The organism is Syntrophobotulus glycolicus DSM 8271 (assembly GCF_000190635.1).
GTDB lineage: Bacteria > Bacillota > Desulfitobacteriia > Desulfitobacteriales > Syntrophobotulaceae > Syntrophobotulus > Syntrophobotulus glycolicus.
In genome coordinates this window covers 1329976-1346373 of sequence record NC_015172.1, presented here as the reverse complement: position 1 = coordinate 1346373, position 16398 = coordinate 1329976, and the positions used below count along the sequence as shown (strand labels likewise).

Annotated in this window: 13 protein-coding genes; all 13 read right to left on the bottom strand. The window is 54.1% G+C overall.

Translation table 11 applies throughout. The features are described 5' to 3' along the window. Nucleotide 1: 1 nt before the first annotated feature. Nucleotides 2–2788, bottom strand: coding sequence for a DUF6603 domain-containing protein (locus tag SGLY_RS06740; RefSeq protein ID WP_013624524.1), 2787 nt, complete (start codon nt 2786–2788; stop codon nt 2–4). Next, complete coding sequence (locus tag SGLY_RS18230; RefSeq protein ID WP_013624523.1) at nt 2785–3573, bottom strand: hypothetical protein; 789 nt, start codon at nt 3571–3573, stop codon at nt 2785–2787. Before SGLY_RS18230 ends, SGLY_RS06740 begins: the two co-directional genes overlap by 4 nt. Nucleotides 3574–3625: 52 nt before the next feature. Next, entirely contained in the window at nt 3626–5773 is a 2148-nt protein-coding gene (locus SGLY_RS06730; RefSeq protein WP_013624522.1) for a clostripain-related cysteine peptidase, read from the bottom strand. Continuing rightward, nucleotides 5770–5910: a hypothetical protein gene (locus SGLY_RS18125; RefSeq protein WP_169311999.1), complete on the bottom strand. Its 141-nt coding sequence runs from the start codon at nt 5908–5910 to the stop codon at nt 5770–5772. Before SGLY_RS18125 ends, SGLY_RS06730 begins: the two co-directional genes overlap by 4 nt. A 31-nt stretch (nt 5911–5941) precedes the next feature. Next, nucleotides 5942–6217, bottom strand: coding sequence for a hypothetical protein (locus SGLY_RS18120; RefSeq protein WP_013624521.1), 276 nt, complete (start codon nt 6215–6217; stop codon nt 5942–5944). A gap of 683 nt (nt 6218–6900) precedes the next feature. Further along, nucleotides 6901–8646, bottom strand: coding sequence for an ABC transporter ATP-binding protein (locus SGLY_RS06720; RefSeq protein WP_013624520.1), 1746 nt, complete (start codon nt 8644–8646; stop codon nt 6901–6903). Further along, nucleotides 8639–10429, bottom strand: coding sequence for an ABC transporter ATP-binding protein (locus SGLY_RS06715; RefSeq protein WP_013624519.1), 1791 nt, complete (start codon nt 10427–10429; stop codon nt 8639–8641). Before SGLY_RS06715 ends, SGLY_RS06720 begins: the two co-directional genes overlap by 8 nt. A gap of 6 nt (nt 10430–10435) precedes the next feature. Beyond that, entirely contained in the window at nt 10436–11416 is a 981-nt protein-coding gene (locus tag SGLY_RS06710; protein WP_013624518.1) for a helix-turn-helix domain-containing protein, read from the bottom strand. Between the two features lie 547 nt (nt 11417–11963). After that, nucleotides 11964–13076 carry an ABC transporter ATP-binding protein gene (locus SGLY_RS06705; protein ID WP_013624517.1) on the bottom strand — a complete coding sequence of 371 codons (1113 nt, stop codon included), beginning with the start codon at nt 13074–13076 and terminating at the stop codon, nt 11964–11966. Nucleotide 13077: 1 nt separating this feature from the next. Then, nucleotides 13078–14109 (bottom strand): FecCD family ABC transporter permease, encoded by a 1032-nt coding sequence (locus tag SGLY_RS06700; RefSeq protein WP_013624516.1) that lies wholly within the window; start codon nt 14107–14109, stop codon nt 13078–13080. A 9-nt stretch (nt 14110–14118) separates the two neighbouring features. Next, nucleotides 14119–15291: an ABC transporter substrate-binding protein gene (locus SGLY_RS06695; protein ID WP_013624515.1), complete on the bottom strand. Its 1173-nt coding sequence runs from the start codon at nt 15289–15291 to the stop codon at nt 14119–14121. A 2-nt stretch (nt 15292–15293) separates the two neighbouring features. Then, complete coding sequence (locus tag SGLY_RS06690; RefSeq protein WP_013624514.1) at nt 15294–15803, bottom strand: hypothetical protein; 510 nt, start codon at nt 15801–15803, stop codon at nt 15294–15296. Nucleotides 15804–15874: 71 nt separating this feature from the next. Then, nucleotides 15875–16396 carry a hypothetical protein gene (locus tag SGLY_RS06685; RefSeq protein WP_013624513.1) on the bottom strand — a complete coding sequence of 174 codons (522 nt, stop codon included), beginning with the start codon at nt 16394–16396 and terminating at the stop codon, nt 15875–15877. Nucleotides 16397–16398 lie beyond the last annotated feature (2 nt).

Below are 16398 nucleotides of genomic sequence, written 5' to 3'. Positions count from 1 at the left end.
TTCAACTCCTCCTTCCGGATTTAAGCATCCCCGCCCCGGTAGTCCGGAGCGTGGGTTCAGCATTGAGATAGGCCTCCGGCATCCTGCCCAGGCCCTTGAAACAGGGAGAGGCCAAGGGATGGAACCGCCGCTCCAGCTCCGCCAGTACCGCTTCCCGCCTTTCATTGCAAGCCAGCGTGTCCCGCAGGGCGGCCAGCGGTTTCCGGTTTCGGTAATCAGTCCCGGCCGGCGCTGCCGTCTGGCGCCAGGAGGTCTCCTTGCCCGAACAGTCTTCGGGGCGGAGCAATTCTTCCAGCGCATACCACCTGTCTGCGGCCGGCAGAAGGAAAGCTTCCGCCACCGGACAAGGGGTGATTTGAACACCGACCAGCACATGGTCGATCAGCGGCTCATTAACCCCGGGCGCCTTGGTCCCCCACAGGGCCGGAGACAGGTTATCCAGTTCTTCCTGAAAGCCAAAACAGCCGCTCACATCGACCCATTGGCCGCCTTTTAACCGGCTGACGGCGACGGTCTGTTCCGCGGTCAGCGCCGTCTTCCCCATCGGCACGATGCCCAACGGCTTGCCGCAGGCGGCGATCAGGCCGCCGTCCGGGCGCTGAATGCGGGTGCTGGGCATCTTGGAATGAGTGGTCAGCCGCAGGCGGTAGGGATTGATGACATACAGCCGCTCGGTCTCCACCTCTCGCAGCAGTCCGTCCGAAATGTACACGCTGCAAAGCTGGGCGCCCTGGGAAGCCCGCAGGGCCCGGTTTTTTCCGTCTTCAGCGGACAGGAAATCGCGGTAAAAGCCGGACCAGTCCAGGGCTTGCGGGAGCTCCCGCGGCTTGCCGAAGTGGATGGTCACATCGAATATATGCAGGTGAATGGTCACCTTGCCGGAAAAATCAGGGCCCCACAAATGGAGATCGGCGCCGATCTCCAGCTTGACCCGCTTAAAAATCAGGATAAAGGAGACTCCGATGGATACCGATACCGCAATATCGTAGAAAAAGGGCTTCCACTGCAACAGCAGCTCCATCGAAGCCCGTACCCAGGCCCGAAAGCTGCCGTCGGTGTAAGCGAGCTCCAAGCGGGCACCAGCCATCATGCAGTTGGGGGTCAGGGCGAAATAGGCATCGGCCACCAGGGTCAGCCCTTTGACGATGGTCCAGTTCACCCCCACCTTATCCATCACCGGATAGTGAGTGTTGACGAACAATGGGTGGTGGCAGCCGCCCAGTGTAATCAGAAAATCACCTTTATGATCGCCCTTGGTCCATAGGCAAAAGGCAAAGCCGCCCGATAGGCGGCAGTTCCGGTCCAGGATATAGGATTCGCCGGTCAGTGCGCCTACAACTTCGAATATGCCCTCGTCAGGGGAAATCGTAGCCCGTAGGGCCAGTTCAGCATAGGCAATGGGACTCTTGCCGGCCTGCACCTGAGGGGGCATTGAGACCGTGGAAAGGCCCAGCAGGGAGACCCGCACTCGGCTGCCGAATTCCACCGTGGCCAGCAGGAAGCTCTCCGCCATGCCGAAGGATTCAAACCGCACCCCGGCTGTGACGAAATAATCCCCCTGGGAGGGTGAAATCCAGTCGCTGAGCACGCTCAGGGCCGCGGCGGGTTTGGTGGCGGGGGTCAGCCCGTTGCCCGGCCGGTTCATGGCCGCCGCCACCAGCGGGAAGGAGGGAACCTCCTCCAGCCGGGGCAGCCGGAACCGGCGGTTGACACCGAAGCCCAGGGCCAGACCCGTCACAAAAAAGCAGGGAGGCCCGCCCAGCGGGTAACCCAGCAGCAGGTAAAGAAAAAAGGAAGCCGTACCGTTCTCCAGCTCGCCGTAAGAGCCCAGGGCAGTCAGGGCGAACTTGCCGAACTTCAGGACCAGCTTGCCGTTGTACAGTGTTTCATGAGGGGCCTTGTACAGGCCGCCGCCGATGCTGACGGGAGGTTTGTCCACCGTGACCATCAGTCCGCTAATGCCGAAACCGAGCGTCCAGTCCCCCGCCAGGGAGAGCGTGACGTACATCTCATACAATTCCAGGTCCAGAACGGACAGGGTGAAACGAGCGTCGAGGCACAGCTTGAGCTTGGAGTCCTCCATGACAAAGCCGATACGCAGAATGGTCAGCCCTTTAAAGGACTTTTGGACATTGAACCATTTGACCTCGGTCAGGGGCGCGTCCAGCCCCTCCTCCGTTGCCGCCGCAATCCCTCCGCCGGTTTGTCCGGCCCGGATAGGGAGCGGGGCCGGGCTCAGCTCCTTCTCGTAGCGCAGGGGCAGGTCAGTCCGGCTGCCGCCGAGGACCACCCCTCCGTCCAGAAACAGGGTCAGGCTCCGGCCGGGGGTATAGCTGACCCCGAAGCTGCGAAGAGAGAGGCCGTCCCCCGGCTCCACCAGCTTGCCGATGACAGGGAGATCCGCCAGCCGGAAGCGCAGGTCCCGCAAGCGGAAGGCCAGCTCGTAAGCCCGGTTTTCCCCCTCCAGACGGGTGTTCAGGGAAAGATCTCCGTAGTCTTTGACCGCCAGCTTGAAGTCGGCCCTGTGATCCGCGGAATAAAAGGTCAGCCCACAGCTCTCGATCACGATTTCCCAGGCAAAGAAGGCCGGCAGCCGGGCGGCAAAGTGCCCCATCAGCTGGGCCAGCCCGAAGGGGGACTGCCGCTCGTTGCGCCAGACAGCCCGCAGGACGACGCCCCCATTCACCTTGGCCAGCATGGCCTCAAAAGGCTGCCCGGCAATCTCCATCTCTGTCCGGAGGGCAAAGCTGGCGGGCCGCAGACCGTCGCCTTGCCCGTTCTCACTCATTTCAGCAAATCCTCAATGCTGCCCAGAGACATGCGCTGGAGGATCTTGGGCCGGGAAGTATTCCAAATAGCTGCCGACAGAGACTTAAATTTGAAGATTTTCAAATCCTCGGCCGGATCGACCTTATTCTGAATCACAAAATTGATCGCATATTCCAATTCAGTCACGGCTGGGGTGGGGGTGGGGCTGGGGTTTGGATTCGGGTTCGGATTGGGATTGGGATTGGGATTGGGATTGGGATTGGGATTGGGGTTCGGATTTGGATTGGGGTTTGGGCTTTCCTTCTCCGAAATCTTCTTATAATAGAGGAAAACCTGCCGCAGCTCCAGCCGGATGTCCTCCAGGTTAATCAGCTTGAAGCTCTTCAGGCTCTCCTTGATGTCATCGGTATTGACGGCACTGGCTGATTTGGTGAAGCTCTGGATAATACCATTAATCTCCTCCACCAGTTCCATCAGCGTCATGCCGCCTTTGGGCTCGTCGGTGGGGATGACCAGGATGGACGTGCTCACCTTGCCATCGGGCAGTTCCTTATGCTCAATCACAGCGGTCAGATCGGTATTGAGCAGGGTCAGATCAGCCGCCATGGCGAAGGAAGGACTCTTCACCTCTCCCGGGGCCGTAAGCTGGCCTCCCTGCGCGGCCGGCACCTGAGCGCCCGCCGTTACCGGCACCTCCGCCCTTGGATCTTTTCCCAACAGTTTCTCAGCCGCCGGAGAGGAAGCCGCTCCTTCTCCGGGATTTTCCCGCCTGATCTCCGCATCGGTCGAATTTTTCTTTGTCATATCATTGCTCCTTTCTATTTGCCTGCCACCCTGCCGTGCGCAGGGCTGTCACTTAGTACCTGATCTCAATAAAGTCGGTATAATAACTGTTATTGTAAATGTCCACAATCCAGAAGCCATAAAGATAAAGCTCATTGCCCACCGGTTCCAGAGCAAAGGCCAAATCCTCCCCGGCCGGGAAGCTCTCGCCGGTGATCCACTTGCTCGCCACGGCACCGGCTGCCGGCTCCTGCCCTTCCTTCGGAAAGAGCTGGACCTGGTATCTCAGCGCCAACTCGTCCCCCGGCCCGATGGGCAGCAGGTTCCTGGGGGAAAGCCCGGAGCCCTCCGGACCCGCGGGGGCTGCGCCCAGTACCAGGCCGTCGGGGTGGTCCTCGTCGAACAGCAGCAAGATGTCCACTTCCTCCCCGTTGAGCAGGGCGGGCGTGGAATACCAAACCGTCGTCTCGGTGCGGGCCAGCTCGTAGAGGCAGGCCGTCCTGCCGCCCAGGGTAGCCCAGTAGCCGTCAAAACCGGTGGTGACAGTGCCGTCCCCGTCGATGGTCACATCGTTCTCCACTCCCAGCCGGACAAAGTAGTCACTGCCCTCCTCCAGCTGCCGCCAGACGGTAAAGTAGATATCTGCCACTTCCTCCCGGGCGTCGGCGGCCAGCCGAATAGAAATGTCTCCCCCGGCCGCCTCAGGCAGAAGACCGCGGAAAGGCCGGTCGGCCGGCTCACCGGTCAATCTGCTGGTATAAGCGCCGAGAAACCGCTCTGTCCGCGGCATAATATGAAACTGCCGGTACAGATCCAGGTAGCCGCTCGCCACATCCTTGCGGTCATAGGGGATATAGGTGGACAGTCCGTAGGAATCCTCCATGCCCGGGCCGACCCGGTTATAAACAACCGCCTCCTCCACCGCCCGTACGAGGGCCGCGGCCTGTCCGGGAAATGTTTCCCGCAGGTTGAGCGCCAGGTGTTTAAGGTCCACCAGGTCGTAGCTGCTGGTCTCCCCCGTTTTGCCGAAGGTGCGGGCGCTCCGCCGGGCCCCGGCAAAAGTGGCAAAATCCCCGGCCAGGATTGATGCTTCAGCCCTTTCCAGCAGATCCTGGGTCCGCTCGGAAAGCTCTCCAACCAGGGAAAGATCGATAACGGACAGGGTCTGGGGCTGCCGGCTGCCGCCGGCGTCATAGTAGGCGATATAGCCGTCGACAATCAAGCGGCCCAGCTCCGCGCCCGACATCTCCGGCCGCTCGGACAGGCTGGCCAGAAAGCTGTAATCCCAGCCGTTTCCCGGCTCGAGGTCCTCCGAGGCAATCATGTAACGGGCATAGGGCGCCAGCATACAGGCGATCTCCAGATTGCCCATCAGGCAGCAGTCAAATCCAATGAATTCAAAGGGTGTGCCGGCCATGACGGAGTTTTGCAGGCCCGTCTCCAGATCCACCAGAGACATGCTTCTGCCGTCAAATTTTTCGTCGTAACCATATCCCCCCATCGGACCGCCGCCGTGGTCCCAGAACAGAAAGCCATAGCGCTCGGCCGGGAAAGCGGCGACCCCGTAGTCGATAAAGGCTGTAAGCAGCCCGCCGTCCGTAATGCTGACATTTCCCAAATCGCGCAGCTCGACGATGTCCTCCGGGGTAACCGTATAAACCATTGTCTTTTCCGCCGAGATCACCGGATTGTTCCAGGTGCGGGTCCCCCCCGTCAGCACGATCAGGTTGACGGCCTCGCCGTCAAAGCCGCTCTCGCACATCTCGATCAGATCATTGGTGGCCATCTGCCAGTCCGATTCCAGGTTGCTGCCGTTCATGCAGACCAGAATGGTGTAAGGCTTCCGCTCTTGCGGTTCAGGTTCGCCGAACAGGGCCGCATACCGGGAACGCTCCTCCGGTTCAGGGGCAGCCGCGCCTTGACCTTGGCCCTGACTTTGGCCCTGACTTTGGCCCTGACTTTGGCCCTGGCTTCGGCTTTGATCTTTGTTTTGATTCTGGTTTTGATTCTGGTTTTGATTTTGATTCTGGCTCTGGTCCTGATTCCGGCTTTGGTCCTGATTTTGACTCTGGCTCTGTCCGGAGACAGGCTCCGGTCCGGACCGGGTTTTCCTTCCCTGTTCGATGGTCACGCTGCCGGCAAGCACCGCCAGCAGCAAAGCGCAGGCCAGGCAGCCGGCCAGGCCGATCAGCAGGCGGCGCGGCACTTGCGGACGCCTCATTGTTCCGGTTCCTTTCGCGGGCAATCCCCTGCCGCAGGACGGGGAGGCGGATTAGGGGCCGGTTCTGCCGGACGGCGGTCGGAAATCCTCATCTCTTTGGGGGTTCGTTTGGGAAGACGCTTTTTCTCTCCGGGCATTTCATTCCTCCTGTCCGTTGCACCGCTCACTTTAAAACAGGTTAGCCGTGTAATCCACACCGTTGACCACGATATGATGGGCAGCAATCCAGCCCCCAATGGCGATCTGCGCCGCCAGGGCAGCCACTGCCTCCGCATACCAGTCTTCCTGGTGCTTGTTGTAGTATTTGGAATCCTCCTGGTGAGGGTTGGGTCTGAACATGTACTGGTGTGAATCCGGATTAAACAAAATGCCCCGGTTCAAGCTCCGGGAGCACTCCATCCACTTGTACTCCATACCATTGATGTCGATCGTTCCGGCAATCATGAGACAACCTCCTATTCTTATTAAAAAATTTGTGAAAAAATGGGCATTATCTTTATCTTTTATGTAAATTCTATATAAATATAGATAAAGATCCAGTTAAGCAAGAAAAAGGTTATTTTTCATAATCATACTAAATTTGACAACAAAAATCCACATTTTGTCAAAAAAAGAACGCTTTAAAAACAAATTGTTTTGGATACCTGACAAACACCTGTTTTATCGTACGATATCCCGTATATTTCCTATTAACTATGCCTAACTGGCAGGAATCATTGTTTGAAGGGTTACCTTTTCTGCATAAAAAAATCAGTCCTCCGCAGGATCTGACTAAACTTTATGTTTCTTTTAAGTTTTTTAAAAGTCAAGACGCTTGTTTTGGGATATAACCGCAGCTTGGCTCCCTATCCGGAATAGTGGCTCCCCCCCGCCCCGGTATCTTTATCTAGCTCACCGGTTTCAAGAAAAATTCCGATCATAAGAACTGCCCGGAAATAGGCGCGCCTCACGGCTTTATAGGCGTCCAGCTAAATTAGAACCTGACTTGACCGCTTTAACCAAAAAATCGGATGACGAAGCCTGAAAAACGTTGACAAACGGACATTCTTCTTTCGAACAAAGGCAAAAAGCTATGCACCAGCGGTCTGTTAAAAAGCCGGTTTAGTATCTTTTAAGACCTTTTAGCACTACATGACCCAGCCTTCAGCAGCCTCGCGGATATCCACAAACCTCTTATATACGCTGCCTTTTTTCAGCAGCTCATGATGCGTTCCTTTCTCGGCAATCATTCCATTGTTCACCACTAAGATCTGATTGGCATTCTCAATGGTAGCCAACCGATGGGCAATGGTAATGATCGTTTTTCCCCTTGTCAGCTCAGAAATCGCCGCCTGGATCAGGTGTTCGTTTTCTGGATCGATCGAGGCGGTGGCTTCATCCAGAATAATGATGGGCGCGTTCTTCAAGATGGCTCTTGCAATTGAAATCCGCTGCTTTTCTCCGCCGGACAAAGTACCGCCGCCTTCGCCAATTACCGTATCATAGCCCCCCGGCAGGGCCGTAATGAAATTATGGCAGCAGGCCTTCTTTGCAGCCTCTATCATTTCCTGCTCCGTAGCATATGGATTGCCAAAGCAGATATTGTTGCGTATCGTATCGTTGAACAGATAGACATTCTGGAAAACCATTGAGATATTGGACAGAAGGCTGTCACAAGTGAAGTCTCTGACGTCATGTCCCCCGATTTTTATGGAGCCGCTGTTCACATCATAGAAGCGCGCAATCAAATTACAGATCGTCGTCTTTCCGCTTCCCGATGGCCCTACAATAGCAGCTGTTGTCCTCTCAGGAATAGTGAAACTCACATGGCTGAGCACTTCTCTTGCGTCATATCCAAAAGAAACATCCTCAAAGGAGATGTCATGATGGGAAAGCACAATATCCTTACCGCTTTCGTCTATGTACTCTTCTGATTTCATCCGGTCAAGCTGATTCATTGCGTCGTCAATCACACCCAGAATGTGCGCGCTATCGCTGATCGGTTCAATCCCAGCAAAAATCCCAAACGAAAAAAAGCAAAACACCAGCACAACCGGCAGGGTCATTTCTCCCTTCAGCCCCAGATAGCAGCTTGCAAGCACCAGTCCTACGGAAGCAATTTTGAGGGCAAGCAGATGCATGCAGTTGGCAGGAATAAATCCCCATTCTATTTTTAGGTGGATACCTTTGCTGTCAGCGCAGGCTTTTTTCATGGCAGCCGCCGCAGTCCCGTCCTGCCCGAAGGATTTGACGACCGGCAGACCCCGCGCATATTCGATCGTAGCGTTCGTCAAATCCCGGTTTGCCGCCATGGTAACCGGGGCATTCTTTCTGCTGTACCTGGATATCAGCACTAAAAACAGCAGCGACACGCTCACGCCCGCGACCGTAATCAACGACACTAGCGGATTGAATACCGTGATGAAGATCAGGATGCACAGGAAATTTAAGTAACCGCTCACAAAATTGTCAATCATCCGGATACCCATATTCTCCAGCGTATGAAGTCCGGTGGTGATCGAATTCAAGATTTCTCCCGTATTGACCTTTTGAAAATAGCCCAGAGAAACGCGCTTTAAAATGTTGCCGATGGCGAGCCTGTCTCGGGCAACCAGCTCATAGCTGATGGCTTCCTGAAATCGGGCTCTTAAATAATCGAACAAAAAGCGCAGAAGGACAAGGACCGCGATCAGCAAAAAGCTCTGCCAGATCAGACTGCTGTCAAATTCTTCAACGGCTCTGGCAGCATCAATCAGCCTGCCGATCGTATAGGCCGCCACCATAATGGGAAACGCTGCAAACCATGTGGAGAAAAAGGAAAAAACAAAACCGGTATACAGCTTGCCTTTAAATTCTCCGCACCAATCAATGATACGCCTTATGGTCTTAAACATCAGCGGACACCTCCTTACCGGAAACGGATACTGCCCACGCTTTGGCGCCGATATGCGCTTTCCACATATCGGCATAGAGCGCAGAAGACCGTAAAAGCTCGGCTTGCTTTCCCTGCGCCTCGATTCGTCCGTTTTTCAGCAGAACAATGTTGTCGGCGTTTTTGATAGTCGATAGCCTGTGGGCAATTACAAGCAGCGTCTTTCCTTTGGCCAGTGCCGCGATGCTGCGCTGTATTTTATTCTCATTTTCGGGGTCTGTAAAAGCGGTGGCCTCATCCAGAATCACTACAGGCGCGTTTTTGAGAATCATTCTGGCGATGGTGATGCGCTGCTTTTCGCCGCCGGAAAGACGTTTGCCAGCCTCACCGGCAGGAGTATTATAGCCGTTTTCAAGCTTTGAGATGAATTCATCGCATTGGGCTGCTTTTGCCGCCGCGTAAACCTCTTTGTCGCTCGCCTCTGGATTGCCGAGACGGATGTTTTCCAGCAGCGAGCAGCGGAACAGAAAATTATCCTGAGCAACAAAACTGACGGTATCGGCAAGTTGTTTTAGTGTCATGCTTCTCACATCTACGCCGCCGATTTCAATCTTTCCGCCCGTCACGTCCCAGAATCGGGCGATCAATTTGGCCACAGTGGATTTTCCTCCGCCAGATGGGCCAACCAGCGCGGTAAAGCTGCCCTGCGGCAGGATGAGATCAATCCCGTGCAGCACCTCATCCTTTTGTTCCCCTGTATAGGAAAAATGAACACTGGTTAATTGAATGTCATGACCGTTTAGCTGCGCCGCCTGTACAGGTTCGGTTAACTCCGGCATGGTAAGAAATTGCTGCAAATTTTCCACAGTATACTGCATTTCACGGATGCCCTCACTGAACACCTCCAGCTTTGCCAGAGATCCCACCATGGACATAGACATCATCACACAAAGCGCCGTCTCTGCGGGCGTAATCGCGCCGCTGTAGCAGAGCAGAAGTCCCACCGGGAGCGTTCCCAGAAGCGTTGACGGAAACAGCGCAAAGGCAAGCTTCATGGTGACCCAGGTGGACGAAAGCCACCTTATCACAAACTGGCGGTAGTCTGTAATTGCCTTGGAGAACTTCTCGTAGGAGGTGCCCTCTCTGCCGAACGCTTTGATGACCTCTATGCCCTCGATATATTCCACAATGGCGCTGCTCATCGCTGCGTTGGATTCGTTGTACTTTACAAAATTTTTGCCGCTGATTTTAAAGGTCAGCGCCATGCAGATAAACGATAGCGGCAGAGTGATAAGGGAGGCCAGCGCGACGCGCCAGTCGATGACGGCAAGAACGATTAAGCTGACAACCGGCAACACGACATGACCCGCTCCCTCCGGAACCATGTGGGCCAGCGGGGGTTCAATATTTTCAATTTTATCTACAATTACATTTTTAATTTCGCCAATGGAATGCTGTGTTACATCTCCCAGCGGCGCATGCATAAACCGATCAGTCACACGCAGCCTCAGCTGTTCCAAAATATTGTACGCCGCATTGTGCGAAAAGGCCGTAGACAGGCCAAAAAACAGCACCTTGACCGCGTAGGCCGCCAGCGCGGCCAAAGACCAAACGAACAGAAGTTTCATACCCGCTGTACCTGCAATAAATTCTTCAATCATTTTATAAACACAATAGTACGGGACAATACCCGACACAATACTGACCACGGATAGAACCACCGAGGCCCATAGCTTTCCCTTACTGCCTTCGGCATAGCCCATAAGGCAGGAGAACCAATTGCTTTTTAGCTTTTTATCTTCCATAACAGATCACCCCTTTATCTTGCTTTCCCAATCGTCGTCTTCCCTTGTGTTTCGATATTCGAGGGGAAGAATGTGCATCTCATCTTTGAACGCCGATGAAAATTTGCTCGGACTGTCATAGCCAACTTCCCCCGCTATCTTCGAAATGCTCATCGTTGTGGTGCGGAGCAGCGTTGCCGCCCTGTTCATGCGCAAGGAACGAAGATGGGAATAAATCGACTTTCCATAAACCGCTTTAAAGCAGTTTTTCATTCTTGTCAGCGGCATATTAAAGCGCTGTGTCAACTCGTCAAGAGTATAGCGGAGCCGCAAATCCTCGGACAGCAGCACATGGATCGCTTTAACTTTCTCAGTTTGCGACTTATAGAAATAAGGGCGCTGAGCACTGCCGTTCTCTGTCTCCAGACCCCCCAGATAGAGCAGCAGCTCCAAAATTTTTATGATCAAATAGTGTCTTTTTACATTTTGTGGCACATTGTACAGCTCGGAAAAAATATGCTCAATATCTGCTTCACCCCGGATAAAGAAGCAGTCACTGACAGAACAGAATTTTTGACGCAGCCGCGTGATCGACACGGGGAAATCTGCAAACAGTTTCCGGAGACTTGCGTCGGCAGCGGCAGGCTCAAAACCGACACTGATTCCATGATAATGGGACAAGGGAAAATAAAAATCCGTGTTGTGCCGTGTGCGGTTGTCAATACGCAGGTCCCCTGCCTCTGCATACCGGAAAACCCCCGGCTTGATTTCCTGCTCGATTCTCCCCTCTCGACAGTGGTCTACGCAAAAGACTTCTGCTTTTGAAACAAATTCCGATTTAATTTCGCGCATATGAAAGTCGCTATTGATGATTTGTATCCCGGGCAAGACTTCGTTTAAAGTCATGGTTCCCATGCCGCTGGCGCTTCTTGCTTGCATCACGGCCGTATTGTCGCTTCCGGTAATCACTTCGACATTGCTTCCCATATTGATCATATCTTTCGTCATCAGGCATTCCCCTCCGATCGCAAAATCTTGTCGGTGCAGCACTCCAGCAACTCACTGTCATGGGTCACGGCGATCACAATATGCCCATTTTCAGCAAGCAGACGCAACATTTGGCATTCGCCCTGTACACTGTCGGGAAAAAGTTGATGGTTGACTATTTGTCACCATAACTCCTCCTGACACATTGTTAGATAAATCTAACTACATGTTTTAAAAAACAGGCTCTATCTCCTTTATTTATTCCTAGACTAAATCATACCTATTGGCAGGGCAAGCCCATTCAGCTATAAATAGCCCGATTAGACAAAAATATTTTTCCATAGAGAAAAGCGGTGGATTTGAATTTTACATCGTTCAAAGCCACCGCTTAGTACCGAAATGAGCAGAGTGTATAGGGAAGCAGACCCGAATTCAAATACCGAGATAGGGTGCTGGCAAACAGATCAGAATAGATCAAGAACACAAAAAATATCAGGAAAATTTAATGCATGGAGCAGATGAGGTAAGGCATCGTTGCCGGAAGAAAGGCATTGTCCTTCCCGTTTGGTTACAGGGCGTCCGCGTTGTCCGCAATGTTCAGTCCCAGAGACAGGGCTGCCGCGTACAGGTCTTTATTTCTTCCATTGGTTTCACCGTAGCTTTTCAAGCAGTTGATGACCGTGTCACAAGACCGGAGCCGCTGAAGCGCACTTTGATAGACGGCCTCCCCGATGTTCTCGAAACCCTTTTCAAAAAACACTTCCCCCGCCAAATCGGAGGCGATTTGATAGTCGATGTCATTTTCGTGCAGGATACCGGTGACAAACGGTATCCTCTTTTTTTGCAGTGTCCGGTACTGGGCGGCGCCTGTTCCGCCGCCGGCGATCACGAAGACCCCGGCCTCTCCCTTGGGCCGCTCCATCTCAAAGCTCCCGAAGAGGGGATTATAGCTTCCGTTGGTCAATTCGTACAGCTCGCCGATCAGCTCTTTCTGGAATATTTCCTGCGGGCTTCCGAAGTGCGTAATGGTTTCCCCTTTGACGCATACCACCAAATCCGATACTTTCTGCGCCATTTCAAGCTCGTGGAGCGACATAATGACGGTGATCCCGCGTTCTTCGGCCATCGTCCTCAGAATGTTTAACAGCTCCAGCTTATAGCGGACGTCTAAAAAGGAGGTTGGCTCGTCCAGAACGATGATCTGCGGCTCCTGGCAAAGGGCCCGCGCGAGCAGGATTCTCTGCCTCTGTCCGTCGCTGATTTGCCTGAAATCTCTTTCTTTCAGTTCCCATGCGTTCACGAGTTCCATCGCCTTGCGGACCTGAAGCTTATCCTGCCGGGAAAGTATGCCGAGCATCCCTGTGTAGGGGTAGCGCCCAGTCGCGACGACGTCCTCGCAGGTCATGAGCTCGGTTCGGAGCCTTTCCGTCAGGACGACGGACACCTGATAGGACAGCTCTTTACTGCTCATTTCCTCGATGGAGCGGGTATCGATATAAACCGTTCCGTAAATGCTTTGCAGGTGCTTGGTTATGCTCTTCAGAATTGTCGATTTGCCTGAGCCGTTCGGTCCGATCAGGGTCAGGATCTGCCCCTTTTGGAGCCGAATCTCGATGTCCTTGATCAGAGGCTTGCCGTTATAGCCGACCGCCAGACGGCTCGTGCGGAAAAAATATTCCATATCAGCCACGCTCTTTCTTCCTTAACATAATCCCGATGACGACAGGCGCCCCGAATACTGCGGTTACGGAGCTTATGCTGAGCTCCAAAGGCGCAAAAGCGGTCCGCGCGATTAAATCACAGCCCAGGCAGAAAATCGCCCCTCCCAAAAAACAGGCGGGGATAACAAGGAGCGGCTTTGCGGTCCGCAAAAGCGCTTTGACCAGATGCGGAACGGCGATCCCCACGAAGGAGATCGGACCGGCAAAAGCGGTGACACAGGCGCACAGCACGCTGGAGAGCAGCACCAGCATAACGCGGAACAATTTAATATTCACACCCATATTCTGGGCATAGCTTTCCCCGAGCTGATAGGCGCCGATCGGCTTGGACAGAAGAAAAACAAGGACAGAATCAATCAGCACCACTACTGCCATGGCACGCACATCCTCCCAGGCGGTGCCTGAGAAGCTGCCGTTGGACCAGTTATGCAGGTTGACGATGCTGGCGTCGTCGGCAAAGGTGATGATGAAGTCGGTGATTGCCGAGCAGATATAACCAATCATCACGCCGCTGACGATCAGCATGGCCGAGCTCTGCACCGCTCTCGCCACCAGCAGGACAAAGCCCATGGCAATCATCGCCCCGACAAAAGCCGCGGCGATCAAAGCCGCCGAGCTGACCGCGCAGTGCCGGATAAGGGCCGTAACCATCACAATGGCCACCACCAGCTTGGCGCCGGAGGAAATTCCCAGCACATAGGGTCCGGCAATGGGATTGTTAAAATACGTTTGCAGCAAAAAACCGGACAGCGCCAGAGCGCCGCCGAGGATGATACCGGCCAGCGTACGGGGCAGACGAATCTTCCAGATGATGTCATGCTCTGTTCCGTTTCCGCCCTGCCCCAGCAGTATTCTGCCGATGTCCCCAATCCGTATCGTCACACTGCCCAAGCCGATATTCAATAAAACCAGGATAACAAAGAGAATCAGGAGCATCGCCAGTGTTACGCAGTATCTCAAATGCCTCTTTGCCGCTTCGTCTCGCATTCCCATCTAATTTCCTCACTGTGTGTGACCATGGTCATCTTCTTTAAGCTTGTACATGAAATTCAGCTTCGTCAGGCTCCCGTCGTCCTGGACAAGCATCCGGCTGATATCGGAAATCATCAGTCCGAGCTGGGTCGTCTCCTGAAAAAGATTCTTGTCCGTGCACCAGACATTGCCGTTTTGCACAGCTTTGAAGTCACGAAGCAGGCTGTTTTTGCTTAACAGCTCATCCATTGAGGAAATCTCGCCGCCGATGGTACTGTTGTAGATGATATAATCGGCGTCTTTGGCCGTCGCGTAAAACTTCTCCATCTCCAGTGTCACCGTGCTCGTGGCCTTATCCGGATCACCCAGATTCTTAAAGATGTAATTGCCGCCGGCAAGCTCGATCATTTTTGTCACATAATCTCCCGATTTTCTTGCAACAGCGCGACCCGAGGAGCTGATATAGAAAAACGCCACCGTTTTGCCGGTGTTTTCTTTGCTCGCGGCCTCGTTCAGATAAGCGATCTGTTCATCAAAAAGCTTCTCCGCCCTGTCTTCTTTGCCCATAAGCGCCGCGTACAGCTTGATCCACTCGGTACGGGCCAGGGGATGTGCTTCGTAACTGGACTGGTCCACCAGCACCGGTATCCCCACATCTTCCAATTTTTCTTTCACTTCCGGATTGTGGTTTATCATGGTGGACTCAATGGCTAAGCCGCAGCCGCTGGCCATGATCAGCTCGTAATCCGGGGCGTTGTATTTTCCTGCATAGAGAATATCACCGGCCTCCATGGCCGCTCTTGCCTTGCCGATCGACCAGTCCTTAGCCTCTGTTCCGGACAGCCGGAGGCTGTCCAGGGCATCCAGCGCGTCAAACAGGCACATCGCCGAAGTTGCGACGAGATAGATCTTTTTGATCGGTTGTCTGAGCACCGTGATCCCGGCATCTATGCCGGCCGGAACCTCGCCGCCTTGGGGAACGACCAGATAGCGGCTGCCGTCCGATATGGAGATTAAGGCATAACCGCCGTGATAGTAATCCACACTGAAATTTTTCGCGTACTTCAGCGGCATGCTGCTCTCAATCCGCCAGTCGTTGCCAAGGCCGTTGTTCACGACGGTGTTAACCGGGCTGCCGGCACAACCGGGCAGTATAGAGAGCAGCATGATTACGCTAAGCATCAGAACGAGATATCGTTTCATTTTTATTGATTCCTGTTTTCTCTGCGGCGTTTTTTATTCCCAAAGACACCCGCCAATACGATGATCAGAATCGCAGCCACGACTCCGGCCCCAGGCAGAGTAAGGGGGAACCGGTTGCGGCCGGACGGCTTTAGCGTGGCCGCATCGAAACGGAGGGTATAGTCGATTTCGTGCGGCACGCTCATCGCGACGGTCTGGGCTTTGACCTTCATATCCTCGTCAAATTCAACGGGAATTTCGAACGTGGAATTCCCCCCGGCATGGACAGGATGATAGGTGATCCCGTCTACCTGCATCTCCTCATAATAGGGGCTGCTCCAAACGACGGCGGCTATCGCCGCTCCGCCTGCGACCGTCAGCTTTGCGGGAGACTCCACTGCCGCTCTGCCTGTGCCGCCCACCAGCGTCACCTCTATCATGTACTGCCCATCCGCAGGCAGCTGAGCGGCCCTTGCCTGAACCGGCAGTGCCGCAATCAGCAACAGTACGATCAAAAAATAGTACTTTTTCATAAATCTATCCTCACCCCAACAAGGGGAAACAGGAGCCGCGAACCCGCTGGCGCTGCTCCTGTATTCTGGCTTTATTCCGCTGTCATTGCGTCTTTAGGGATAAGCGACGACTGGAACACCAGAACCCTGTCGTACCAGGTTTTCTTTCGGATGCTCCACGCGGCGCAGGGAATGTCCTGATCGAGCGCCGCCACAGGCACTTTATACGTATACTTTCCCTCCGCGTTCTCCCGAAAATAGATGCAGTTGTCGCCGGTATCTTTAAGCGCTTCCTCGCCGGTGCCCATATACAGCTTCTCATAGCCGTCTCCGCTTAGGGTCAGGACGGCGGACATTTCTCCGCCCGCCACTGTCAGCTGTGCGTCGATAATGCGAAACATCGAGGAGCTGGACGAAACTTCGATCTTGTAGGCTCCGTCCTTGATCTGGTTCCCATAGACAGGCTTCGGTTTTTCGCTCTGGGCGGGGGTCTGTTCCCCGCTTGTGGCTGGCGGAGGAGTCCCGTTTGCGTCAGGCGGAGCATTCGTGCCGCAGCCTATGGACAGGATACAGGCAAGTACGGCTGTAAGCAGATAGATCAAGGCTTTCTTCATTT